The 25,482-nt window shown below is 44.2% G+C and carries 20 protein-coding genes and 1 pseudogene; 2 read left to right on the top strand and 19 right to left on the bottom strand.

Annotated features, from left to right (window positions below; translation table 11 throughout):
• Position 1: 1 nt before the first annotated feature.
• Positions 2 to 943 (bottom strand): hypothetical protein, encoded by a 942-nt coding sequence (locus GRF55_RS09930; protein ID WP_220368254.1) that lies wholly within the window; start codon positions 941 to 943, stop codon positions 2 to 4.
• A 218-nt stretch (positions 944 to 1,161) separates the two neighbouring features.
• Here GRF55_RS09930 and GRF55_RS09925 point away from each other — a divergent pair, with 218 nt between their 5' ends.
• Positions 1,162 to 2,544 carry an ATP/GTP-binding protein gene (locus tag GRF55_RS09925; protein WP_220368253.1) on the top strand — a complete coding sequence of 461 codons (1,383 nt, stop codon included), beginning with the start codon at positions 1,162 to 1,164 and terminating at the stop codon, positions 2,542 to 2,544.
• 63 nt (positions 2,545 to 2,607) lie between these two features.
• Here the strand turns inward: GRF55_RS09925 and GRF55_RS11750 are convergent, their stop codons facing one another.
• The 10 genes and pseudogenes from GRF55_RS11750 to GRF55_RS09880 all read right to left on the bottom strand — a co-directional run.
• On the bottom strand, positions 2,608 to 2,739 hold the full coding sequence (locus GRF55_RS11750) for a hypothetical protein (RefSeq protein ID WP_255563785.1): 132 nt from the start codon (positions 2,737 to 2,739) through the stop codon (positions 2,608 to 2,610).
• A 61-nt stretch (positions 2,740 to 2,800) separates the two neighbouring features.
• Positions 2,801 to 3,283, bottom strand: coding sequence for a SprT-like domain-containing protein (locus tag GRF55_RS09920; protein WP_220368252.1), 483 nt, complete (start codon positions 3,281 to 3,283; stop codon positions 2,801 to 2,803).
• 33 nt (positions 3,284 to 3,316) lie between these two features.
• Positions 3,317 to 3,475 (bottom strand): hypothetical protein, encoded by a 159-nt coding sequence (locus GRF55_RS09915; protein WP_220368251.1) that lies wholly within the window; start codon positions 3,473 to 3,475, stop codon positions 3,317 to 3,319.
• Positions 3,476 to 3,479: 4 nt separating this feature from the next.
• Positions 3,480 to 6,428 (bottom strand): Z1 domain-containing protein, encoded by a 2,949-nt coding sequence (locus tag GRF55_RS09910; RefSeq protein ID WP_220368250.1) that lies wholly within the window; start codon positions 6,426 to 6,428, stop codon positions 3,480 to 3,482.
• Positions 6,429 to 6,444: 16 nt separating this feature from the next.
• A complete protein-coding gene (locus GRF55_RS09905; RefSeq protein ID WP_220368249.1) occupies positions 6,445 to 7,068 on the bottom strand; it encodes a hypothetical protein in 624 nt (207 codons plus the stop codon).
• A 10-nt stretch (positions 7,069 to 7,078) separates the two neighbouring features.
• Positions 7,079 to 8,542, bottom strand: a complete 1,464-nt coding sequence (locus GRF55_RS09900) for a PglZ domain-containing protein (RefSeq protein WP_220368248.1) — start codon at positions 8,540 to 8,542, stop codon at positions 7,079 to 7,081.
• Between the two features lie 5 nt (positions 8,543 to 8,547).
• Positions 8,548 to 11,214 (bottom strand): DNA methyltransferase, encoded by a 2,667-nt coding sequence (locus tag GRF55_RS09895; RefSeq protein WP_220368247.1) that lies wholly within the window; start codon positions 11,212 to 11,214, stop codon positions 8,548 to 8,550.
• A 7-nt stretch (positions 11,215 to 11,221) separates the two neighbouring features.
• Complete coding sequence (locus GRF55_RS09890) at positions 11,222 to 14,890, bottom strand: DUF6079 family protein (RefSeq protein WP_220368246.1); 3,669 nt, start codon at positions 14,888 to 14,890, stop codon at positions 11,222 to 11,224.
• A gap of 8 nt (positions 14,891 to 14,898) precedes the next feature.
• On the bottom strand, positions 14,899 to 15,210 hold the full coding sequence (locus tag GRF55_RS09885) for a hypothetical protein (RefSeq protein ID WP_220368245.1): 312 nt from the start codon (positions 15,208 to 15,210) through the stop codon (positions 14,899 to 14,901).
• Positions 15,211 to 15,662: 452 nt separating this feature from the next.
• Positions 15,663 to 15,962: pseudogene (locus GRF55_RS09880) on the bottom strand (tyrosine-type recombinase/integrase); the annotation flags it as partial.
• A gap of 115 nt (positions 15,963 to 16,077) precedes the next feature.
• On the opposite strand from GRF55_RS09880, the gene GRF55_RS09875 reads away from it, so the two are divergent.
• Positions 16,078 to 17,619, top strand: a complete 1,542-nt coding sequence (locus GRF55_RS09875) for an IS1634 family transposase (protein WP_172774742.1) — start codon at positions 16,078 to 16,080, stop codon at positions 17,617 to 17,619.
• A gap of 79 nt (positions 17,620 to 17,698) precedes the next feature.
• Here GRF55_RS09875 and GRF55_RS09870 read toward each other — a convergent pair whose 3' ends face one another.
• The 8 genes from GRF55_RS09870 to GRF55_RS09835 all read right to left on the bottom strand — a co-directional run bounded on the left by GRF55_RS09870 (position 17,699) and on the right by GRF55_RS09835 (position 25,482).
• Complete coding sequence (locus GRF55_RS09870) at positions 17,699 to 18,892, bottom strand: site-specific integrase (RefSeq protein ID WP_220368244.1); 1,194 nt, start codon at positions 18,890 to 18,892, stop codon at positions 17,699 to 17,701.
• A gap of 19 nt (positions 18,893 to 18,911) precedes the next feature.
• On the bottom strand, positions 18,912 to 19,448 hold the full coding sequence (locus tag GRF55_RS09865) for a hypothetical protein (RefSeq protein ID WP_220368243.1): 537 nt from the start codon (positions 19,446 to 19,448) through the stop codon (positions 18,912 to 18,914).
• 37 nt (positions 19,449 to 19,485) lie between these two features.
• The gene (locus GRF55_RS09860) at positions 19,486 to 20,718 is read right to left on the bottom strand and encodes a relaxase/mobilization nuclease domain-containing protein (protein ID WP_220368242.1); all 1,233 of its coding nucleotides are present in this window, start codon (positions 20,716 to 20,718) and stop codon (positions 19,486 to 19,488) included.
• A 4-nt stretch (positions 20,719 to 20,722) separates the two neighbouring features.
• Positions 20,723 to 21,103, bottom strand: coding sequence for a hypothetical protein (locus GRF55_RS09855; protein ID WP_220368241.1), 381 nt, complete (start codon positions 21,101 to 21,103; stop codon positions 20,723 to 20,725).
• 210 nt (positions 21,104 to 21,313) lie between these two features.
• Positions 21,314 to 22,111, bottom strand: coding sequence for a hypothetical protein (locus GRF55_RS09850; RefSeq protein WP_220368240.1), 798 nt, complete (start codon positions 22,109 to 22,111; stop codon positions 21,314 to 21,316).
• A gap of 88 nt (positions 22,112 to 22,199) precedes the next feature.
• Positions 22,200 to 22,604 (bottom strand): helix-turn-helix domain-containing protein, encoded by a 405-nt coding sequence (locus GRF55_RS09845; protein ID WP_220368239.1) that lies wholly within the window; start codon positions 22,602 to 22,604, stop codon positions 22,200 to 22,202.
• 370 nt (positions 22,605 to 22,974) lie between these two features.
• Positions 22,975 to 24,444, bottom strand: coding sequence for an ATP-binding protein (locus GRF55_RS09840; RefSeq protein ID WP_220368238.1), 1,470 nt, complete (start codon positions 24,442 to 24,444; stop codon positions 22,975 to 22,977).
• Between the two features lie 123 nt (positions 24,445 to 24,567).
• Positions 24,568 to 25,482: a hypothetical protein gene (locus tag GRF55_RS09835; protein ID WP_220368237.1), complete on the bottom strand. Its 915-nt coding sequence runs from the start codon at positions 25,480 to 25,482 to the stop codon at positions 24,568 to 24,570.

Raw genomic sequence — 25,482 nt, 5'->3', positions numbered from 1 at the left:
CTTATCCAAAACGTTTGGGACTGGTGGGAAACGCAGCCCCTGATTCTTTTTCCTTATACCCGCTGAACTTATCGTTCACCTTAAAGTAGTAAGGAAGGTAGAAATCTGGATTGCTGTCTATGTTGTTCAGCATTGATTCCATATCCGACTTAAACGACTGCCTGTCATAATCCGCCATTGCTGCCATCACATCGTTGTTCGAGTTGCCTGGGTCGTAAAGGTGAAAACTGCTGTCCGCTATATTGTCGCGCAGATACTCCATAACGTATTTCAATCTTGGCCAGAGTCCCATCTCACCTTTATAACCGTCCAAAGCTCTGATGACGGCCAGCTCAATAACGAACGATTTATACTTCTTGCCCTTCTGCTTTTTCCAGATTTTCAGGAGGCGTATTATCTGGCGTTCGCTTGTTTTACCTTCTATATGCGAAATCTGCTTCTGGATATTGGTTTTCTGGTAAGTGCCTTTCTTGAAGCCCCAATGGTCCTCATTGAAACACAGATTCAAATCGTGCGAGTTGGGATAGTCATCATCCTTTAACTCGCGCCCAGGCACAACGTCCAGTTCCACGGGTTTGTCGTCTCCTTCCTCAATCGGAAAGCTTACGCCAATGGAAACCTTCTGTTTGTGGATAGTGACGCCTGTATCTTTGTATTCCTCAGCCAGAAAATCGTGAACGCTGTCAAACATATCTTGCAAAGTACCGAAGGCGCTATGTTTGAAAGGCTCTACCAAGTCAAGGTCAAACTTCACATTAGTAGCGGTATGTTTGGCAAAGCTGCCAGAGCCAAACGATGAATATTTGTCGCTACCGTATTGGTCGTGCATCTTGACCTTTATCTCTTCTCTACGATTCTTGACCTTATCCACGAATTCTTGTACGTGATGCATCTTGTGTGTGTCTAGCACCTCTCTCAAATGTTTATTTTTATCAAAACTCATATTTTAAAATTTTATATTTTGTTATCGGCTGCAAATATACTATATTTTATATAATTCAACAAATAAAAACACAACAAAATGTGAAATAATCTCATTTTACTACCTTTAATTAAATTATTTATCCAAGATCTCTTGCCTGAATGAGAAATAATCGCTAACTTTGTGCCCGAATAAATAAGAACAAAGGTGGCGGCAACACCATTTAACATGCGGCACATATGTTACAGCAATTTACAGTAGAGAATTTTCTCTCTTTTAGAGACAGAGAAGTTTTCAAACTTCAGCCAGGCAAGGGATCGAGGAATAAGGAGCATAAAGTAGAGCCAGTAAAAAGATATTGGATTTTAAAATCTGCTGCGCTGTTTGGTCCGAATGCCGGAGGTAAGAGTAATTTCGTAGAAGCACTTGAGCTTGGAAAAAGACTCGTACTATTCGGTACCCATGCAGATACGTTGATAGAGTATCATCCTTTTCGTTTAAGTTCTGAAAGCAAAAAGAAAGATACGACTTTCATCTACCAGATATTATGTAATAACAAAAAGTATGAGTATGGTTTTAGTTATAATGCAGAAAGAATTTCAAAAGAATGGCTGAAGCAAATTACTCGAAAAACGGAATACTTTATTTTTGAAAGGGATATTACGTCAAAAGAGCCTTTCAATATTTCATATCTAATAAAGCTTAATCCAAAAGAGGAAGAAAGACAGTTTCTGAACTTTTTTGCTAAAGCAACCCCCCAACACCAACTGTTTCTTCATGAAGTAATTAGTCGTAATCTCCGTGATAACGTCTCAAACATTGAAGACCTTTGGGAAGTTATAAAATGGTTCGTTGATACCTTAAAAGTTCTTTTCCCAGATACTCCATATAAACAAGGTGGTATGTTGAAAGCAGTTAATGATGACCAGCTGAAAGAAGGCTTCGGTGAGTTGCTGCGGTATTTTGACACAGGTATTCTGGCTATTGACTTAATTGATGTCGATTTTGAAAAACTCGGTATAGCCCAAGAAATGAAGCAATTCATCAAAACAGATTTGTCGAAATCGAGCAATGCCGAAGCTTTCGGTTCACTTAGATTCGAAAATAATTTATACCTCATTACTTTTGTAGATGGTGCAATTAAAGCGAAAAAACTTCAAACCATTCATAATATAATTGACAATGATGAAAAAGAGTATTTTTCACTAGGTGATGAAAGTGATGGAACACAACGTATATTTGATTATATACCACTAATCTTAGATCTGATTCAGGGAGAGAAGGTTTTTGTGATTGATGAAATGGAACGCAGTCTTCATCCCGCATTAATGAGAAAATTGATAGAACTATTCTTCAAATATTCCAATAACATTTCTACACAACTTATTTTTACCACTCATGAAAGTACTTTAATGGATCAAGACCTACTACGAAGGGATGAAATATGGCTGATCGAAAAAAATAAAGAAGGTGTGAGCTCACTAAATCGCTTAGATGAGAAGTTTAACTTACGCTTCGACAAAGAACTTGAAAGAAGTTATCTTAAAGGACTCTTTGGAGCTTCTCCGGATTTTGGTTCAGATAATACAATATTAAAATTAAAGGCACTTTTGGATACCTAATGTCGCGATTGGCATCATTCAATAAACTCAAAATAGAAGTGATTAGAAAAATGGTAGTCCTCGTTAAGTGTTTGCCTTTTTGCGCTCAATGCTCTTCATAAGCGATTTCTTAATCAAAACTTCACTGGAGAAAAAGCCATCAATGGTTCCTGGCTTCAAACACTCTTTTGCTTCTGCCAGTTCTTCTTCTGTCAAATCTTCGACGGTAAGCACTCAGGGCTTTAGTTTTTTGTTTATTCTTTCGTTGATGGTCAGACTATTTTTTAATCCGTATAGAATTACCTTGTTTGATTAGCTCCTTCGCATCTTTCAAGTGCGGTTCAAGCTCTTCCGAAGGAACAAAATAGACACCAGGTTTTGTAGCTTTGGGAAAGCGATTGAAATATGGGTCGGTAGAAACCACCCATTTCAGTTCTGCCATTTTGGGAAAGTTAGGCATTGCATCCCATAATTCAAATAGTTTGGACTTTGTAGCAACAGTAACGCAGCGTTTGCCCGTTTTCAAACGTGATACACAAATGATGTGTTGCTGAATTCTCTTATCACTATCCTGTTCCTCTTTAGTTGTACGGTGAGTGACAGAAAGATTACGGTTAAACTTTCGGTTTATCTCCTGCATCTTTGCGATGAAGAGTTTGCCATGTGGTGCCGTGTCCTGCATCTGGTTACTCATGATGTAGTAGTGTATCATCTCGTGGATGATCGTGTCTTCCACTACATCTTCTGGTAAATCTATCACAGTGCTAATCTTGAACACAAAGCCATAGTAATGCTAGGTGTCATCTGGATTTTTCTCTCGTTGGAAGAATACTGCACCGAGAAATGACTTGGCATTACTGAGTTTGAAGGGGAGTGGTTTCAACTTCCCCTCAAACATCAGATTGTTGTATTCGTCAAACTTTTGTTTGATATATTCAAGCGTTGCTCTCATTTTCTTATTCCTGTTCTATACTGGCCAAATACTCTACATAGTTCTGTAGTTGCTCTGTGTCATCAGGAGTAAGTTTCTTTTCCAGAACCTTATCAAGATGATATACAATGCTCCAGTTTCCAGCAGACTGATCTGTCACATCTTGCCCTTCATTGAACTCAGTATATACCACGTCCTGCTGTTCAAACGGACGACATACCATTTCATATGGGTCATCCTCCTTCAACTTAATAATGGCTTGGCTTCCACTCATGTCCATAGAAGTACGCAGATGTAAATACTTATAGCCTCTTACTTCAAATGGGAAGATGTTATCATTGACAGTTGTCAGGTCATAGTATTTTTCTGGGTCTGTTCCTTCAACCAGAATAAACTTTCCCATCAAGTCCTTCTCTAAGAACATATTGGCCGTTGTCGGTTTAATATCACGACTTTCTTCTTTCTTGTAGTCAAGAATGATGTCGAAGAAGTGCTCCTTCTTGATAGTCAATGACAAAACTTCTACCTTTGGATAATTGCCCAATGTTTCAAGAGTTATCTGCTTCTTTGCCTTACGGTATTTCTTATTGCCATTGATGGTAAAGATACCGGCGTTCATATTCTGAGGTGTGGTGAGCACAGGCCAGAAGAATGCTGTTCCTCGCCACCCTAAATCCTTTAAGCCATTTTGTTTGAGCAGAACCAACACAGGACGGTCGATGGCATTCGTCTTGTCTATGTTGATTTCACCACCAGCCTCAGGAGCATCAATGAATCGACCTCGTTTGTCAAAGATGTTTTCACGCTCACGGCTCAAATTACGGTCACCCCTCACAGTGACAAGAACCATACCGTCTGTGTCATAGGTAAGATGTTCAAGTGGTGTCACCATATCATTGATGTCCCATTCTAACCCCACATTATTATACTCTATGGCATAGGTATATGATTCGCGGATAAGCGAAAGGATTTCCACAACGTCGTTGTAATGAACAAGATAGAACCCATCTTCGTTTGCCTCTTTTCCTTCTACGGCATGTTGAAGAACTTCCTCTATCTTCTTCGTCAACTTGTTATTCTCTGATGGCTCTATAGTTTGGAAGCCTACTGGATAAGTGCGTTGGTATGGCTTTAGGACCTTGGTATTTGCCGGAGTGTATTTATTCTGGGCACTTGGACTGATACGACTGTCATATCCGATGACCATACTCGTAAACTCATCCGTCTGAACCGTATCGCGATGGGCCTTCAAATACTGGTAGAGATAATCGTCAAATACATTCATCGTCTTCAGCACATCATAGATGTCTGGAGTCGTGAAGAAACGGGTACAAGCCATGTCTTCCTTATCGCGGGCACCATACATTCTAGCATGCTGGAGTACAGTGTCCATCTGGAATTTCTTCGGATCACGTCCATAGAAGAAGCAGAGCATGTTGTCTATTGTGATGCCTCGGTCAAGAATAGAACCACCAATGAAGAAATTCAAGGCCTGTTCCAAACGGAGTTGTCCTTTGTCGTTAAGCATGGTTGCAACCTTGCCCGGTTCTTCGGAGTTCACCACATTGATAGTGTAATCGTTATATTCCAGAATACGCTTCACCTCTGCTTCTACCTCAGCAAATGATGGGAATTTCTCATTGATGAGTCCTTGTCTGTTCCCCAATTCATTGCTGAGTTTAAGGCTCTCGTAGGCATCTGATTCAAGGTCGAGGATGTGAAGGTCGGAGTTTGCCTTATGCAAAAATGCTTGCTTAATATCCTCAATGATTTCTGTAATCAATTCTTCTTGCCAAGCGTGTTTGTGCTTGTTGATTTCGCAGTGAATCAAACAACTGGAATAATACTTCTTGTTACTTTTCTTCTTTGTCTGAATGCTGCGGACTGCTGTGGCAAACAAATAACTTACTACGGCAAAGTTCAGCGAATCAAGATTCTCCGAGTGTGCACGGGATTCTAGATAGAACTCGTTACGTGCCGACAAGATGTCGATACAGATTTGGTCAACAGGCTGATACAAACAACCATACATGTTAGCTGGATGGAAAATTCCCTCATCGTCAATTTCACCCTCTTGGCTATCTACATAGTATTGTTTTCCACCAATGTACTTATCGTGGATGGGAACCAAGCCTGTATAACGAGGTAGCCAAGGCGATGCTTCCTGGCCGTCACGTAGCTGTACTGTTCCATCGGGTTGCAAATAAAGTGAGTATGGCGTGGCGGTAATCTGCAAGTAGCGGCAGAAAACTGGCAGAGTAAAAAACTTTTCTATATGCTCAGCAATTCGTAGAAGCGACAGTTCTCCCTTACGCTGATAGTATGCACGACTGGCAAAGTCCGCCTCGTCATCACATACCAAGACCTTTTTCCTGCGAAGTATCTCATTGTTTTCAAACAGTTCTATAAGGTCTTTCAAGTTCGTATTTTCTTTCTTGCAGACAATGATGAACTTGTTGGCAGGGTCATTGAGCTGATAATCGCTAAGTCCGCCTCGTTTGTAGAGATCAAGTATGTCATAGATGTATATGACAACCTTCTGACCGTAGGTGCCATCATCCTTGAAGAAGCGGAATTCCTTATTCAGACGTTCAATAGTCTGCTTTGTTAGCGTATTGGTTCCCTTAGTCATCACCACTGCAACATCAATGCCTCGATCAAAGCACAGTCCCATGATGCTAAGGAAAGTGTCAGTCTTACCACACTGCACCTTTCCAAGCAACAGGCATGGTTGGGTGGCATTTTCACCTTCCATCATCAGTTGGTCGGTCATTTCACGCACGACCTTTTCCTTTTCAGGTGTCATGAACTTATTGTGTGCTGCCATTGTACCAAAGACATATTCGTCTTCGTTCACGTTTTGAGCGGCTTCCAGCCTGGCTTTCTCTGCCAGCATATCTGCATTAGGCTCTTGTCCGAAACTCCTTAATTGAGTTTCAAAGGCAAGATATGCGTCAAGAATGTCAAAATGCATAGTCGTAAGTTATTTGTTAATAATTTTTGGTTACAAATTCAAAGAATGGGTTGCTGTCAATGTCATCGTTCTCCGTGTATGTGGGATTGTTGATAACAAATGCCTTGCGATAAAGAGAAAGAGTAAATTCGCTATATCGTTCCTGCCGAATAACTTCATAGATGCCAGCCACAGGACGATTCAGCAGACCTGCCTCTATGAACATCGGCAGGACACAATAGAGGGCATTCGGCAAAGAACGGTTGGAACCATACTTGCTTGCCATTCGCTGTGTTATCAATGTGGTGTTCACTTGCTGTTGCACATGGAAATACTTACCCATGATGCTTAGAGTATCGAATCCAAAGGGATAAGCTGCACATATAACAGCTCCAAACAACAGCGGTCTGTCATGTTTGTTCTTCATTGCAGCCAATACTGCATCGGTATGTTCATGAAGATAGCCAAAGATTGGATTGCGAATGGTGAGTTTGTTGATTACCGACACCGCTTTCTTGATGCGGTTTTCTCCTTTGTATTCTGTTGCAGCCAGTTCACTGAAATATTCAGGTGAGGCATCATCCTGAAGAGCTGCGCATAAGGCAAGTTCCAGAATGTGTATCGGAATACGCTGATTGATACCTATAGTAATATTCTCCATATTTCTTCTTTTATAGTTGTACGAAAGGCACCACAACTTCTGTATAGCTGCTGCCTCCATGAGTGATGAGTGACACACCAGAACGCTCAAATGCTCCGAAATCGCGAACAGCCAACCAATTATCACGTGATAGCAACTTCATGTTTTCTGATGCGCTGTCATAGAGTTTGCGCTGTTCGCTAGTATGGTCACTATTATATATCAGGTGACGTTTACCACGACTGCCATCTTTGTAGAGGAACACTTTTTCCACCTGTGTCAACGGACGTTGACCTGTAGCAGCAGAACTGCCGTGGTCGGATGTGAGATAGATGGTGTAGCCCATATCTTTCAGCACCCTTAGTTGCTCACAAAATCGCGGTGCCCATACATCCGTCAGCACGGCGAGGTCGCGCATATCTCGTGAGGCGTGCATCTTATGGTCCATTTCCACGGTGACGTATGCCAGACGGTTGACTCCTTCATTGATTGCAAACTCTTCGTTATCATAGAGGTATTGCAGTTCATAGGATAACATACCCACCTGTTGCCAGAAATCCTTCCACAACCGACGTTCTGCCTCTGGTGATTGCTTGTAGTCCATCTGTGGACGGTCACCACGGAAGATAGCCTGGCGTGAGAGCATTGTGATGGTGGGTAGCCATGCTGTAGTAAAGTCTTCTTTGATTGTAAAGTGATTCTTCTGCAAATATCTTGCAAGAATACGCCACTGCCAGAATGCAAGGCCGTCAACAACAACTAAAGCAATTTTGTCGCCACTGCCAAACTTGTCTGCAAGATGTGGCAGCACACTATTTACACAAGCAGGTCGCAACAAAGGATTGCTGTTTTGCAAGGCGAAATAGTTACTATCCAGCCAGCCTTGAAAGCTCTCGTTGACATGAGTCCATTCTTCTGTTAGTTGGTCAAACACCCCAGCCAGGGCTGCATCTGCAATAACATCACTTATCGCCTTTACCGTCTGGCCCATCATCCTCCATTCAAGCGCAACTGATTGTAGTTTCTGGCGATAATGTTCAGCAGAATGTTTCCGCTTTTCATTCTCTTCGTTACGGATGTCCTCTACCATACGCTTACCCTCTGCCATGTTGATGCGACGTGTCCCCATCTTATGGCTGAGTATAATCAGTTCTTCAAAACTGAGTTGCTGCAATAGGTTCTTGTCGGCAAACAAAGGGAACAACTGCCCGATGCTGAAATCCGTTACTCTTGCTTCCTGCACCATATCTGGCAATAGAGTGTCTGTATTTGGACAAACATAAACGAAACGGTCATTCTCTGAAGCCTTGTAGATTAGCTCATAGTGGATGCGCAACTGGAGTTGTGAGCCAACTACGACATTCAATCCGCATTCCGAAAGGAGATGAGACTGTACGACAGGATTGGTGAGCACCCCGTCTGGGTTACTCACTATCGACAGACGGGTATATTCCGCTGTGATGCGTTCTGCAATCTTTTGTATCAGTCTTTGCATCTGAATTATAGTTTGCTCTGGGCGATGTCGTAAAATTGCAGCAGTACCTCATCTTCGGTCAGCAGGTTCTGAGGAATCTTGTTGCCTACTGTCACGATAGTCTGGAAATCCTTATCGACATAACACTGCTTAAAACCAGCACGAAGGGCTTCCACACGGGCTTCCTTTATTTTTGCCTTTGGCTTCTGTGCGACATCTACGTATATCTTGAACTCTTTGAGCAAAGCTTTTGTACGAAGAGCATTTACGTCCTTGTCGTCCTGAATGTTAGGCAGTCGCCATTTACCATTGGATTCCTCGATGAAGTTCTCTTCAAGAATCTGCTTTAACTCTGGTAGAATATCATTCTTCCTGAGACCGTTGATGGCTTGCATCCATTCTGGCTGTATATCCTGATAGGTCTTGCCACCATCACGTAGGAGGTTCTTCAACCACTGTATGCCATTGGCTTCGTCGCTCACGATGATACCCATAGGAGCAAAGTCTGGAACAGCCTTTCTTTTTGCTTCATATTCGACAACCTGACTTGCAGTAAAAAACATTTCATCGCGTTCAACATAGCGTTCTCTAAGACCCGACTGGAATTGCTGCGCATCTAATGGAACAGCAAGTCCACGCTCAATGTATGATGAGATTAACCGATCATAAAGAATTTTAGGACTTCTCTCAATAATTGATGTTAGCTTATTGCCAACCTCATTTACGATTGGGAGATGCTCTAAATGTTCATCTATAAAATCCCACACACTATTAGGCAATTCTTGGGTAAGACTATTACGTACACGCTCTGTACTTTTATAACAAGATATTACCAAATCTTGTTTTACCGCTGTAGATGTTGTTTGTGCGTTATAACTGCCTTGTTTCTTGTCCAGACCTCGTACAACAGAAACTATAAAGCCGGCTTTTGTTAATGCGCGTTGTATTGAATTCCAAACAGCAGCGGAAGTGTTTGAAAACTCAACCGTCATCCAACAGCCAGGCTTTAGAATCCTATAGTATTCGATGAAAGCGGCAGTCATCAAATCAGTATAATCCTGAACAGTTTTGTTTTGAGCGGAGTTTTCAATGGCTTCTTCCTTATTGTCTGTGAACACATTTAGCCACGCTTCATGAATGAAGTTTAGTTCAGAGTACATCAAATTATGTCCAAACGGTGGGTCGGTAAAAATATAATCCACGGATTCAGAATTGATGTTTTGTAAATCTGTAGCAGATGATATTTGGTTTACGCAGCGATGTAACGCCTCTGGATTCATCCGAAGGATATCGTCTAACTTACTTAAAAATAACTCAATTATATTTCTTTCAGCTAAAGCACTTGGCACAAAGAGCGCATTAGGAAGTGCCCCTGCTAAATTGATTTTTCCATTCTTAAGTCCAATATTGTGCAATAAAGACCCCGTTTTAACTAAAATGGAAGTTAATACAAAACGAAGAATAGGAAGGTCTTGCATTAGAGACCAAAGAGCAGAGAAGATAAGAAGATTACGCCTTGTATATAGAAGTGAAACATCCGTATAGCCAGCCCTTTTGAGTTCTGCTGTTTTTACTCCATCAGGAATAGTACCTTTTGGGAAAAAGCCATCAGGTGAAAGAGATTCTATTTCTTGTATAAGCTGAAAATCATAGTCGTCAGGTACTTTGGTATAACGCTTTCCATTGTATTTATAACAAATAAGGACAGGACGCTTCTTTGGAACAATAGCGACATCACCATTGATAGACACAACCGTTTCTTTTGCAATGGTATTCTGAGTCTTGTTAATAATAGAGCCACAATGAGGACAAATAATGCAATCCTTAATGTTGTTATCTTTGTCTAATGATTCCGTCCAATAAGACAACTCGCGTCCACAATTATCACAGATTAATTCGTCACTCCATATAACATATGATATTACTCCATATCCAAGGTTTTTGTGCTTGGTCTTATATAGATACCCGTATTTTTCATTAACTTGCTCAGCTACTTGTTTAGCTTTCGCAAGAAAAAAGTTATTGCTTACGGGCTTGTTAAAGTTGTATGTAATGAAGGAAGCTATCGGTGATAAATCACCTAAAATACAATGTCTGATTCCTGTATCACCCTGAATACTATATTGTTGTATCTCCGATACATCAGAGCATTTGCCAGCAGCGACTCCTGTCATGCCAGTTCCCGCAAATCCATCAAAAATAATATCTCCTGGTTGTGTGTAATGAAGAATATAACGCATGATGGCTGGGTGTGGAACTTTTGTATGATAAGAATGCGCCATATATATAGCATTACTCTTTCCTTCACTAACATCACTGGCATACGGTTCCTTCACCTCAAAATCTGCTTTGCGCTTTCCCTCACGCTCCAACTGTTTCTTTTCTTCTTCCCACTGCGCAATGAAATCATTAAGCCAAGGGTTGGGACAAGCAGTGTAATACGGAGGGTCGGATAATCGGATGATGTCCTCGTCCTTTCCGATGGGGAATCCCTCAATCTGTCGTAGCTCTGGCAACTTCTTTCGCAATTCATCACGGAAGTATTTACGACGGGCATCGTCGTTTGGAAACTCCATACCTAAACAGGTGACGGGCTTATTCTTCTCTTCCCAGATGTCACCGGGTGTGATGCGTCCCATTTCCTCTGCATCGAAGAGGACTGGCTGCGGTATATTTTGGTCTTTCTTGCTCATACTAAAGTTACTTCAATATTACTCTTACATTTTCGTTTTCGTAGCCATTGGTCATCAAGTCGATGTACTTGCCAAAGGCTTTCTTTGCCTCCTGCGGAGTCATCGGATGGTTGAGCGCACGGCGAATATCGTCCATCGTAATATCTACCTTTTGAATGTCGCGGTGCAACTTGTCGATGATGACCATCAGACGGGCTGCGTCCTCTGCAGATGGCTTCTCATTGCGGTTGTCGTGGAACTGCTTAAATAGGCGCTGCTCGCTTTGGTCAAGCACCGAAGTGGCATTACCAGCCAATTGTGGGTCTTCAGCCATTTCATGAAGCGACTTGATGATATTCTCATGAATCTGCTCCAGTTCATCACGCATGTCTGCAATCTGAGGTAGTGACTTGCCTTGGAATTGCTTGGGATTGAATCCATGATAAGGCACGTTGAGAATGGCTTCGCGTGTAACAGAAGTACTGGCTACCTGCAACTGGCTCATGCGACGGTTCCAGTCCTGATACTGGGGAACAATCGTGATATAACCGCCACGGTCGTTGCCACAAATGGCATCGCATACTTGTTTCTCCGTGCTGCGCATGATACGGAGCTTTTCCTGCTCCTGCATTCCCGTAATGTGTAAGCGGTTGTATTCTGCCAGATACCAGTCAGCATATTTGCCCATCAAGGAGTCAAGTTGACTCTTATAAGCAGAGAGGGCATCTTCGTCATTGACCATCGACGGAACCTCCTTCACACGTTCAAGTGCCGCATTTACATCTGCCTCCATCTGCTGGTCGGTCATATACTGCTTTGCCTGTACAAGGTAAGATATTCGAGTCCGCAATTCATCTACCACTTGAAGCATATTGTCGAGCTGATTCATCAGTGGAATTGCCTCAAAGACATGACCAAGTTGTTCCAGAGTCCAAGGCAGATTGCCCATTTTAGCCTTTGTGCCATAGTTCTGTAACTTGTCACAGAATGAAGCCAAAACCTGAAGGCGGTTGGCATGGCTGCTACCATCGAATGGGGCAAGCACTTCCTCATTTTCAAGGAAGATACCTCCACGTACCTTCTGTGCCAATGTAACGGAATGCCCAGCTTTCTTCTGTGCTGCCACAAGGAGTTTGGTGAAGGTGTCATCCTTGTCAAGTTGGCGCGTCAGGTCATGGCCTTCTATCTTTACGAATATCTCGCGTACAAGCGGCAGATTCATTCCCTTCGGACGGCGAACATGTGAGAAGTTGTAGGCCATATCCTCTGGCAATGATGTAATATCAGCAATATTGGCAGCATTGATGGACTTATTTCCAGGCAAGCTGATTTCAATTTCGCCAAGACTTACCATCGTACACAACACCAGAAATTCCAGGTCTGCATCAATCTCAAAGTCTTTGGTGCGCCATGTCTGCTCGTAGTACTGGTAGAGGATTTCATCCCGATTGAGTACCTGTCCTTCACCTTTATCCTCTAGTTTCTGCTTAACGCTCTGCGCATACTGCGATGCCTCAATACTCAATGTTCCGTCTGCAAATAGGCCAAGTGCAGCAAGGATGGCTTCACTATCGCGGTTGGCTTGTGAAGGATTTGCTATCCTCTTCTTGGCTCCTGCTATCATGGTGGCGCGGTTGCTCGATGTGATAGGTAGTCTGAGAAGAGAGAACTTCGGATAGTTGGGAAGATGCTGGCAGAAGTATTCTTCGAGAATGTTGGATGCAATTTCACTAATAATCTGTTCCTTTGCCATACCTGCTGCTCCTGTCAGATTGACGGTTTGCAGCTCTCCTTGATAGTACACCTCAGTACATTGGATGAAATCACGCTGGAACACAGGGCGCAGTTTGTCCTCATAGGTTTTCCTGTATTGCTCATAGAATCGTTTCTGCGATGTATCGACACTCTTGATTAACGCCTCAGATGCTGCATAGAGTGAGATGAGTTGACGCATTTCGTCACTTACTTTATCCATACGAATATAGACGCTGTCCGGCTCGGTGCCAACCTGTATCTTCTCTTTATTGAAGATTGGCATGAAATAGATGTAGAAGTATTGCTCTGGCTGAGTGGTGCTGCGTTCGTCTGGATTGCCCATGAAGATGTAGCCATCGAGAGAAACCTTATGACTCTTCCACTCTACAGAATGAGGATAGATCGGGAACTCCCTTCGATATTTCTCAACCTCAATAGGCAGGTTCTCCACCAAATAGCTGAAGAAATAGCTGTCAAGGGCATCAGGAGCCATTGTCAAAACATAGTCCTTGATTTTCTGCTCATAGTTCACGCCTCCTTCGATACGAAGGTGGTATTCCTGATTCTGGGCGTTCTTCTCGAAATATTGTCCGACGGTAGCCGATACGATTTGTGATGCGGTGGTGTTGATGACTTCGCCCAACATTTCACGGTCGAGAATGGTGGGGTTGAGGTAGCATAGTCCATCAATCAGATTTTCTGCTGTCACTCCATTGGTATGTTCCAATGTGTCTTGGAGAATCTTCACGGCACAGGCATTGGCAATGCGATGAGCCAAAACGGCTTTGTTGGCTCTTGCACCAGTAAAGTTTTCCGTAATCTTCTGGTGGACGGTCTGCATGATGGCTGTTACACGGCGTACATCAGCATCAGTTTGCATCTCGGGAGCCTGAAGGTCATCCCAATACTGGTCATAGCAGATAAGACCAGGCTCCGTTTCAGGAATATCTTTATCAAAGATGGCTTGGAACTTGCCCGTCAACGTTTTCAGCACCTCACGCTGTGATTTGCTGATGCGTATCTGCTGGAAGTTCTCAAAGAACGAAGGATTAACGGGGAAAAGCGAAACATAATCTTCCAGTTTGGCGTGCATGTCGGTGAAGAACTCCGTAAACTTGGAAAGGTGGCGACGAATAATATCTCGCTGGGCATCAGTCTTTTTCAATAGTCGTTGCTGAACCACAAACTGCACGTCTTGCTTGGTTATGGTAATGTCCTTATAGCGGTCATTTACCTTGTTGAGCATATCGGCAGCATACTGAAACTCTGGTGAGTTATATATCAGCTCCTGCACACCGAACATCATGCGGAAACGTGATTTATCACTGGTTTGACCAAGGGCTTGCAGCACACTAAGGTCACGGTTTAAACTAACGCCATTGGCACGTGATTTCAAGTATGATAACATTTCGTCGATGACAAGCATCAGCCCTTTGTCTGGGAACTTGGCTTCAAACTGTGCCATCATTCGACGCAGTTTGTCGGCATACATGTCGGGCTTGTTATCATTGGAAATACTGTAATCTACGCCCCATGCTGCAAGAGCTTTGTCTATCTGATAGCATACAACGCGCCACAGTTCTTCGTCGGTTCCTAACTCGAAGCGAATAACTTTGTACTTGCCAGCAATATTGCCAAGAACCTTACGGGCACTTTCGTTATTCACTTCAGAAAGTAAGGTCGCATCCTCAGCTACCAGTGATACAAGTGACATTAAGTGTGACTTACCTGTACCATAGTTACCGACAATTTGCATACCAAACGTCTCGTAACTAGCAGTATAGTCGAGGTTCTTGCAAATCGCAGGTATAAATGTCTTCTCGTATGTCTCTGAGAAAACAAAGTTGCGAACAAGGGAATGGCGATAGTCTTCATTCGACAGTTGATCGAACTTCACCACCTCGTTGATTGGCTCAAATGTTATTAGCTCTTTATATTTCATATGCTCAGCTATTTTAATTCAATAAAAGATAGTCCTTGGAGATTAAGTGTAAAACGATTGTCATCCATCAACAGATAGCGGCTTCCCTTGATTGAGCCATCAGATAGCAATATCAAACACTTGTTGATGGAGAAAGATTCAATGATACTTCGCAAATCAAGTTTTAAATCTGGCTCAAAAAGAATTGACCAGTTCGATAAGGCAAGGTATGGCCCTACAATCTCATCTTGATATGTCTGCTTGAAGATTAGTTTACAGGCACTTGAATAGCCGGAAGGCTCTTCTTGTTCTTTGATAGCGGATGACAATTCTTTGCCCATATCCACAAAATGTAGGTGGGTTATTGGCTCATGGCAGAAAATGATTTTGTTTCTGCTCACTTGCGAAATGAACTGTTTTATCTTCTCTTTGCCAGACATCTGCTACATAAAAGAAGGGCTCCCAAGTGATGTCTCAACAGGCGACCAAGCCCTTTTTACACCACAAGAGAGTCCCTTGTTTATCGTTTACCCATTGTTGGGCATTTTGGTGGTCTTTGTTGAGCAATATCCATTCGTCTCTTTCCAAGAGACGTAGACAATCACAATGCCTTTGACAGATAGCGTTTTCCGATGTGTTTTGCTTACATTTTGCTAAACAAAATGAAAAAGTATCATAATAAAAGCTCCTTTTCTTTTATAATAAGGTGGATTTTGGGATAATTTGACTACCTTTGTGCCCAAATATCCGTCTCTTGGAAAGAGATTGAGAATTTTGCTAAACAAATCTCAATCTACAGCAATCCCAATATCATCTTGTTTGCCTTGTCAACCACCGACGTTTCCAAAGAAGCGAGGTAGATTTGTGTCGTTGCTTCTGAGTCATGCCCCATGCCTTCGCTGATTACTGACAACGGCACGTTCTTTGCTTTGGCTGCACTTGCCCAAGAGTGACGAGCCACATACATAGTCAGCGGTCGCTGGAGTTTCAGCATTGTGGATAGTTCTTTCAGACGATAGTTGACAAGATGCAGGGCATTGTCATATTGCCTTCGGTCATTTCCTTCCTCTTTGATGATAGGGAGAAGGAAATCTCCTGACTTCATCACTTTTTTGCGCCATCATATAGCGCACAATGATAATCAGCGAGTTACGTAAAATTATTGGGTGGTTTGGGTGGCGCAAGCGAAAAACGTGTACCTTTGCACCATGTATGTACGCAAGAAACACAATCGTTCCGGCTCTACAAGTGTGGTAGTGGTCAGTAAAGCGAGTGGAAAGTATAAAGAAATAAAATCGTTTGGCTCCTCTACATCCGAAGAGGAAATACATTCATTATGCGATAAGGCTGCTGCATGGATACGTTCATTTGGCGGTCAGCAAGAACTTGACTTTGATGACCGCAAGGGAAAGGAAGTCGAGGAGACAGAGCGTTTCCTTAGCAATATTGACAACGTGTTGATAAACGGTACTCGGCTTCTGCTTGATCAAGTCTATGACAGCATCGGCTTCAACCGGATTCCCGATGAGATTCTGCGTCATTTGGTAATCGCAAGGGTGTCGCAGCCCAGAAGCAAACTTGCCACAGTAGATTACCTGAAGTCATATTATGATGAAGATGTTGACCTCAACCACATCTATCGCTACATGGACAAGCTCTACAATACCCAGATGGAGCTTGCGCAGCAGATTAGCGTAGAGCACACCCGGAAACTGTTCGGAGGCAAGATTGGATTGATGTTCTACGACGTGACGACGCTCTACTTTGAGACAGCACAGACGGACGTATTGCGTGAACCGGGGTTTTCAAAGGATGGAAAGACGGCAGAGTCACAGGTTATACTCGGTCTGCTTGTATCAGAAGGAGGCTACCCGCTTTCATACTCTCTGTTCAACGGCAGCCAGTATGAGGGCTTCACCATGATACCAATGATAGATGACTTCAAGCAGCGTTTCAATCTGGGGAAAGATTTTGTTGTGGTGGCAGACTCAGGCTTGATGAACAAGAACAATGTCACTTTGCTGCAGGAGGCTGGCTACAACTACATACTTGGAGCCCGCATCAAGAGCGAGAGCGCAAGCGTGAAGCAATGGATTCTCTCTTTAGAGAAGGTTGATAAAGCCTGTTACGACTACAAACGTGAGAATGGGGAAAGACTTATCGTCAGTTATTCCGACAAGCGTGCAAAGAAGGATGCCTACAACCGTGACCGCGGAATTGTCCGATTGAGAAAAGCCTATAAGACCGGACGCATCACGAAGAGTCAGGTGAACAAGCGTGGCTACAACAAGTTTCTTGAAATCAGCAAGGACATAGAAGTCGTCATCAGCGAAGAGAAGATTGCAGAGGACTGCCAGTGGGACGGACTCAAGGGCTACATCACCAATACAGACCTTGACGCCGAGCGTGTCATTGCCGAGTATCATGGACTCTGGGTGGTGGAACGTGCATTCCGTATTTCAAAAGGAACTCTGGAAATGCGTCCGATGTTTCATTTTACAGAACGTAGGATAGAGGCACATGTCTGCATTTGCTTCATCGCCTATAAGGTATATAAGGAACTGGAGCGACTCATTGCCATTAACAAGATTGGGATGAGTGTCGATAAGGTGCTTGAGGCAGCCAAAACTATCACGACAATCAGGGTAAGGATGCCTAAAAACGGGACTTACTTCACTAAGACACTCTTCTTGACGGAGAAGCACCTCGCAGTGAAACCACTTTTCGACATATCTGGCAACAAATCTTAATTTGGGTGGCGCATTGACGAAGTCAGGAAATATCCGTCTCTTGGAAAGAGATTGAGAATTTTGCTAAACAAATCTCAATCTACAGCAATCCCAATATCATCTTGTTTGCCTTGTCAACCACCGACGTTTCCAAAGAAGCGAGGTAGATTTGTGTCGTTGCTTCTGAGTCATGCCCCATGCCTTCGCTGATTACTGACAACGGCACGTTCTTTGCTTTGGCTGCACTTGCCCAAGAGTGACGAGCCACATACATAGTCAGCGGTCGCTGGAGTTTCAGCATTGTGGATAGTTCTTTCAGACGATAGTTGACAAGATGCAGGGCATTGTCATATTGCCTTCGGTCATTTCCTTCCTCTTTGATGATAGGGAGAAGGAAATCTGTCTTGTTTTCAGGGTATTTGGCTATGATTTCTGCCATGCACTTCTCCCACTTGATGGTCAGCTCCTGACCTGTCTTTCGTCTGCGATAGGTCAGAATACCGTTTTGAAGATCTGTCTTTTTGAGATATGCCATATCCACAAAAGACATACCTCTTGTGTAAAAGCTGAACAGAAACATATCACGCGCAAAGTCCAATGTTGGCTTCATGGATAAGTCCAACTCCTTCAATGCCTTGATGTCTTTTATGGGAATTGCTCGCTTAACAGTCTTATCCACTCCTGTATAGACGTGTCGGAATGGATTGTTCTGTGGAGTCAGTCCTTTTTCAACGGCGCGATTATAGACCGCCCGGAGGTTACGCATGTAAAACGAAATGGTATTCATACGTACACCTCTGGCTTTCAGATAGGCTTCATAGAGAAGCATCAAATCAGAACTGATGCCATCAAGTGGCACATCCTGCTCTTCACGGAATGCCATAAAGCTATTGAGTGTAGCAGTATAGGTTTCCGATGTGCGGACTTTACCCAACTGCTTCAATTGCGCTATGACACCATGCATAAAGGTAAAGAGGGAGGACTCCTTGGTCAGTTTATGGAACATGGTAATCACGTCTTCTGCTGTGAAGCGACGGCGTTCCGTTTCCAACGAACGGACGACCTTTTCCAGGCGGGCCACATCCCAAGTCAGACGTTCTTGAATACCCAACAATAGGTTGGAACGGTTACCTTTTACGATAACGCTTTCCGATTCTGCATCCCATTCCTCTGCAAAGACCTTATAATCAGTATTCAACTGACGGACTACCCGATTGTGGATAATCTGAAAATAGAGACCTCCCTCCTTGCCATCCACTGTGGATGTTCTGAACTTTACCTTTATTGATGTCATTATGTACGTTAATTAGTTATCATGCTATCCACTTGAAGTACACATAGAAAGCTATCTCTATGGCAAGCGTTATGATTGACAGTAGGGAAAGAGAGCCAACAATGTAGAACAGTTTTGTGGAAATCCATACGCCCTCGTTGTTCTTCACGATGTCTGTGAGTCGTTGGCTCTGCTTCTGCCAACTTTCTTTCTGCTGCCTGTGATGGTCGTCAAGTGTCTGTTTCTCCTGTCCCAGCCATTGGGTATGACTGTCATGGAGCTGTTTCAGACTTTCATCATCAAGCCTCGTTTTGACAGGTGTCTGCTGTGCCTGGACAATGGCGTTGCAAATGCCCGTGATAGCGTTGTCTGCGCTTTGGGTTGCTGCTTTGAGACCTTTCTGTGTCGTTACACTACTTTCTTTCGCTTCTTTAATTGCTTCAAGCAATTTCTGCAACAGGGCAAGCGCCTCCTTAATCTGCTCCAAGGTGGCATCGAAGCGGTTCTGCTCTTTCTCTTTTTCCTCGTCATCCTTGATGGACTGCACGAGGTTATTGTATTTGTCTTTTTGTGACATATTTTTATGTATTACTTGTGTTGATAATCTGTTTATATTACTTACCTCGTTTCCATCTTCTGACAATCGGCTTGCAGAGCCAGTTTGCCATCTTGGCACAGCGTCTGGCCCTTTCCAGCTCGTCTTCATCCTTGTCTTTTCCCCAACCTGTGCCAGCATCGCCACCGCCACCATAAGACTCGGACATGGCAGTAGCTGCATCGACGTAGTTCAGGAACAACAGCATGGCGACTTTCAGAATGTCCCCATGCGTGGCATTGCTGTTTTCGGGAACCTCGATGTTTCTGTCAAGCTCCTTGTAAATTCTTTCGGGGATGCTCAGCTGTACCTGCTTGCCATCGATGAGGAATACCTGACGATAGTCGTTGAATGTGGCAATCGGTTTGGCTTGTGAGGATAATGCTTGTGCCGTTGACGGTCTATCCGTGACTGGCTTCTTGCTGTCCAATGGCTTTGGTGCTTGTATAGCCATCGGCTTCTGAACAGGATGCAGTTTCTGCCATGTATCTCCTATCTTAGTCGGCATCAGGTTGCGTCCTGTGCCCAGTTCGGATGACTTATAAGAGGTATTGCCCTTCTTGATGGAATAGCCTCTAACCACATTCTCCTTGTCACGTTGCAATTTGACCTTATAGCCTCGTCTGGTCAGCAGGGCTTCGTAATCAGTCCAGTCGAAACGTGGCAGAGATTTGAGTATTTCCATACAGTCGTCGGTTATCTGTTGGAGGTGCTCATCCCGTATCTCCATCGGATCTTTCCAGCCGTGCCGCAGATTGATGGCATGGGCAGCTGCCACAGCCCGCTCGCCGATGAAGTGACAGTCATTGATATTGCCATCCTTGTCGATGCGGTTCACCACCAGATGCAGGTGAGGAATCCCTGATTTGGCATCATAGTGGAGAGCTGCGAAGTACTGCGAGTTCTTAATGTTCGTCGGGACAAGATTTTTGTGCTTGTCATCTGGTGTTTTGGTCACCTGGTCAAGTTCATCCACAAACTCCTCTGTGAAATGTCGCCAGTCATCGAGTTCCCATCCGTCACTCTCGTTCATGGATGGGGAAACCTCTATGCGTATGGACGTCTTGTCAATGGGCTTCCGTGCGAACTTCTGCTTGAAACGGTTCATGTGAAGCACCATCTCATCCCACATGCCCATCGGGGGCAGATCCTCTGTCAGAAGGTTCACCTTCACGATGTCGGCACGGAAGTCTTTCGTGGCATAGTTGGTCATGGCCTGACCATGCGCTATGGGTCTTGCAGTTGCTATCATAGTCCTATCCTCCAAAGTTTTCCTTGATGGTGTCCCAGTGCTGGATGAGGTAGTTCACGCCCTCTATCCATGCCGTCATGATTCGCTCGTTTCTGAAGTAACGCTTCCTCACCTCCTGCGGCAGTCCGTGAAGGGCATTGCGGATGCCGACAAGTTCTGACCTTGCAGCGGAGAGACTTTTCAGCGCTTCCTCCTGTCCCTCGGTCATCAACTGCTTTGGCTGGTGTCCAAGGACTGCATCGTGGACATAGTTGCTTTTGTGCATTCCGCACTTGTTGGCATTGGTTACAATCTGGTTGTATTCTTCTTCCGTGAAGCGGACATCGATGTGGTGTCCCTTATTCTGCCTCTTTTCTGAGGTCTTAGATGTTTTCTTGTTTTGCATAATGAAATCGTTTATAATAATGAATGATAAGATTGGTAAATGAGAGATTGAAGTACAAGCCTTGGACAGCCCGGTGCGAGCTTGCGAGCGGCGCAAGAGCCCAGTGGAAGGACAGTGCAGCGAAGCAAATCTGTCAGACATTGGGACTTCTTGTTTAGACCTCAGAAAAAATCACTCTTCTTCGGGCTTGTTCGCGGCTTTAGCCTTCTGTCAGTCGCTGCCATGCAGTGGGTATTCGGCACTGTCGGCTGCATCCGCAGCTGTTGTACTTGGAATTGGCGAGACAAGTTGATTGGTCGAGCCTTCAACATCAGAGATGCCCTCTGGATTGATAGGCATAGCAGGAGTGCCGCCTAATGCAACATCATTTGATGTGCTATATGGCTTATCGGCTCCTGGCAGCAGGTTGGCATAGTGCTCGTCAAGTTGGTCTAAGTAACCTACAGGCAGCTGTCCATCCTCTCCGTATGGAGATAGTTTATTCTCTTCCCTTTCATCGTTGTTGGCATTAGCCAAAGATGGAACGGGATTGATATAAGAAGATGGAGTTTGTTGGCTGTTGCCATTATCATTAGAATATGTCGGGTTGGCATTACCTTGGTCAGCCAGATTGGGAGTGACTGTATTCCGATGATAATTCGGATTCTTGATGGGAGCATCCCGCCCGTCCACAAACCAGAACGCCAGACAATGGATTGTGTGGATAGTCGTGCGGTTATTGGCAATAGATGTGAGAATACCCACCTTATTGAAAAGGTCGATTATTTTCTGTGCAGTCTTGCGGTCACAGTGCCATAGTTCGGCGAGTTCTACTTTCGATATGGCAAACTGACCGATACCGAGGTCAGCAGAAAAGTTCTTCTTCTCGTAATGGAAAGGCTCTATTGCCGCCAAAGAGAGAAAAGTATCAAAGGCTTTCATGCGGTGGAAGCCTTGGTTGTCATCTTTGAGGAAATCAAGCTGCTCTCTGGTCAGCAGGATTCCATACTTTACGTTGTTGTACTTCATTGTAATTTTTGTTTTGTGGTGAGGGCTGGCATTGGTCAGCCCTCAGCCGTTGTTAATAATGAGATTTGAATGTGACTTGAAAACAGGGTTATGTCGGACTGGTGTCGGCTTCGTTCTGCCAGTCATGCTTATCTGGCTTTCGTTTGTGTGAAGCGAGGATGGTATCGTTCTCCTCATCTGCGGTCATCGGAACGGAATTCCTGCGCTTCGTCTCCAGCCATTTGTCAAGCTCATCCTGATACAGGATCCATCTTCTGCCAGGCTTGGTGGCAGGGATGGTGCCGTCCTCCAGTTTCATGTACATCGTTCCCCTGGGGATGTGCGTGTACTCGATGGCCTCATCCACAGTCATTGGCTTGTGGCGGTTCTCCTTTACTGGTTTACTACTCTCTGCCTGCTGTCTGGACAGCATGGCTCTCATGCCCATCACCTCATCCCGAAGCTGGGCGACGACCTGCGGGAGGTCGTTGAATGTCAAATTCTCGTTTTGCATAACTTATCACTTTTTTGGTGAATCGGCTGCAAAGGAACTCAATGATGCCATGCTGATTCCGATTATTCACGATAATCCACGAATAATCATGTCAACATGAAATAATTGGGAAAAATCTGGGCTACAAGGGGAAGAATGATAGGGAAAAGGTAAGAATAGAGCTTGCGGCAAGGTTTATTGGTGCTCCCGACAGAAGATTACAAAACAGACAGTGGGCGAAAACCGATGCAATGACATCAGCTTTCGCCCACTATCTGGGGAATTGTCAAAGAAAGATTAAAATTGAGCTTTTCCCAAAACGTAGATATTACATCGGTTTAGGAAAAAACTCAACCTTAGTAGTGTTTATATATTAGAAGGATTAGAGAATCTAAGTTAAGCGGTCTGCAAATAAATTGTCCAACACAACAGACTGATTGACAATGCTGGCGTGTTCCCCTCGGGCAACACCCATCGTCGTAATCATAACCAACTGGATGCTGTGCGTCTTGTTGTGCATCTTGCTTGCGGCAAAGGCCTCTATCTTATTTAGGAAATCTTCTTCATCGGTTTTCGTTATGGCGTATTTGCCACCAGTGAACTTCATTTCACAAAGATAGTCCGTCCTGTCGGCCTTACTTTCCAGCAGCAAGTCAATCTGAGCACCCCTTCCGTCGGGACTTTTCCCACTCCAACAATAATTCCGGTTGATGGAGGCTATACGCAGGGTGTCTTGGATTTGGGGCAAGTGTTCCACACAAAGCAGTTCAAAGGTATCTCCAGCCCATGTGTAGAAAGTGGGAGTGCCGTGAATGGAATTCCATATTCCCTTCTTCGCCTGTTTGCCTTGTATGAAACGCAAATAGAAAAGTGAAAAGAAGTCAATCAACTGATAGACCGTCTCCACACGTTCCTTGCCATAGCGTGGATATGCCCTGATGATGCCTGACTCCATAAGGTTTTCAAGCAACTTAGTCAGCGTTCCGCCAGTCTTGACATCTATGGCTGTGCTGATCTCTTTCTGGGTCATGCCATAAAACTGACTTCCCAAAACTTTGACTATATCCACATACCGCTCCTTGCTGGCATATAGTCCTGCATAAACATCCAAGAACTCTTGATGTATCTTTTCGTCGGCAAAGAAAATGCGGTCTATATTCTCAGTAATGGTCTGGCTGTTGCGTAGCTTGTCAAGATAAAATGGGACACCTCCCAATGCCATGTAGCAGATACACATCTCATATCGGGACAGACGGAATCCGTTTCGTCGATAATACTTCTGACATTCGGCCAATGTGAAGGGTGCAAGCTTGATGGTCTCAGTGAGTCGTCCGTGCAGACCTCCGTAGTCACGTATCACATTGTCAAGCATCCAGCTCGTGGCAGATCCGCACACCACCAGAATGATGTTTCTCTGACTATCCGCCCATGAGTTCCAGAAATAGCCGAGTTCCGAAATCATCTCGGACGACTGAGGTCCAGCCAACCAGGGCAACTCATCAATAAGGATGACCTTCCGACGGGAGCGTATGCCTTCAAGCAGCCTTCGCAGAAGCAGGAAGGCTTCACGCCAGCATGTAGGTCTTTCGGTCGTAGCGGCATCCAGCCCTGACAATATCAATGAATCGTAGAAATGATCCAATTGCAGTTTACGGTATGTCTCGTAATTCTTGTCCCCGTCCTTTACGTATGTTCCGACGGCAGAAAAGACAATCTTACTGCCATACACCTCACTGACCAGATACGACTTGCCTATGCGTCTGCGCCCATAGATGGCGACAAACTCGGATTTCTTGGACTTGTACAAGCGTTCGAGCGTGGATATTTCCACTTCTCTGCCTATGATATTGGGGTACTTCATGCTGAATTGTTTTTATTGCTCTGCAAAAGTACAATTTTTATTTCAGACTCATACATCTTTTGCTTAAAAATCAGCGAAAACGAGAAAATATTATTGAATTTCGCTGATTTTTAAACGTGAAATCTACTCAAAATGGAAATGATAGTCACCCTTGTCCGGCTCGTCTATCACGATGTTCCCTGTATCGGGCTGGAACTTGAAGTTGCGGATGCTATCCTGCTCAATGTCTCTCATCACATCGGGGAACATGCGCTTGATGAAGTCGGCACGGACACGTCCCGTATAGTCTTTCTTGCTGCCCAACCTCTCGGCTATGTTCCAAACAAAGTGCCGAAGGTCAAGGGTGGTAAGAGTGGACTTCAACCTGATGGGGACAGGTGTATGCTGCCAGTCATCGGCCCACTTCCTGATTGCATCACAGAGTTTTTCCAATTCCTCATTATCATAGATATATGGGGACATGGTATGTACCACATATTCCATGATGGCCTCAATGGTGTCCTGCCGTCGCTGTTCCTGCTCACGCTGATATTCCTTGCAGCGTTGGGCATAAAGGTCGGGCTGCTCTGTACTCGTCTCTGTCGTATCAGAAACCTCCTTAGTAGGTTCTGCCGAATCGGAAATCTCTATCGTAGATTCTTGCAGTTCCTCTAACAAGGACTCTTGTGCAGCTTCGCATTGAGGAGGCATTTCTGCCAAACATTCTTGAACCTGTTCTATAATATCGTTGTTCGTTGAATCTTCTGTTACTGCTTCCGCTTCTTTGTTGGTTGGAAGTATGGCGGCAGAGCATTGTCTTTCCTCTAATCTAAGTGGCACTTCTGCCAATACGGACTGGAACAGATAATAGACTGTCCCCAGCAATCCACTGGAGATTACAAAGGTTACGAACTTGGCAAAGTTGTCTTGCCCAAAGTCGTTGCCCACCTTCAATGATACGAAGAGGGAGATGGTGAGAATGACCAAACCTGGGCATCCCCACACAAGGCAGTAGTCTCTTACTGCCATGTTTTCTGTCTTGCATTTTACATTGTTCAT

Origin of the sequence: Prevotella sp. Rep29 (genome assembly GCF_019551475.1) — a bacterium.
Lineage (GTDB): Bacteria > Bacteroidota > Bacteroidia > Bacteroidales > Bacteroidaceae > Prevotella.
The sequence above is the reverse complement of the archived record's forward strand: the minus strand, read 5'-3'. Positions and strand labels throughout refer to the sequence as shown.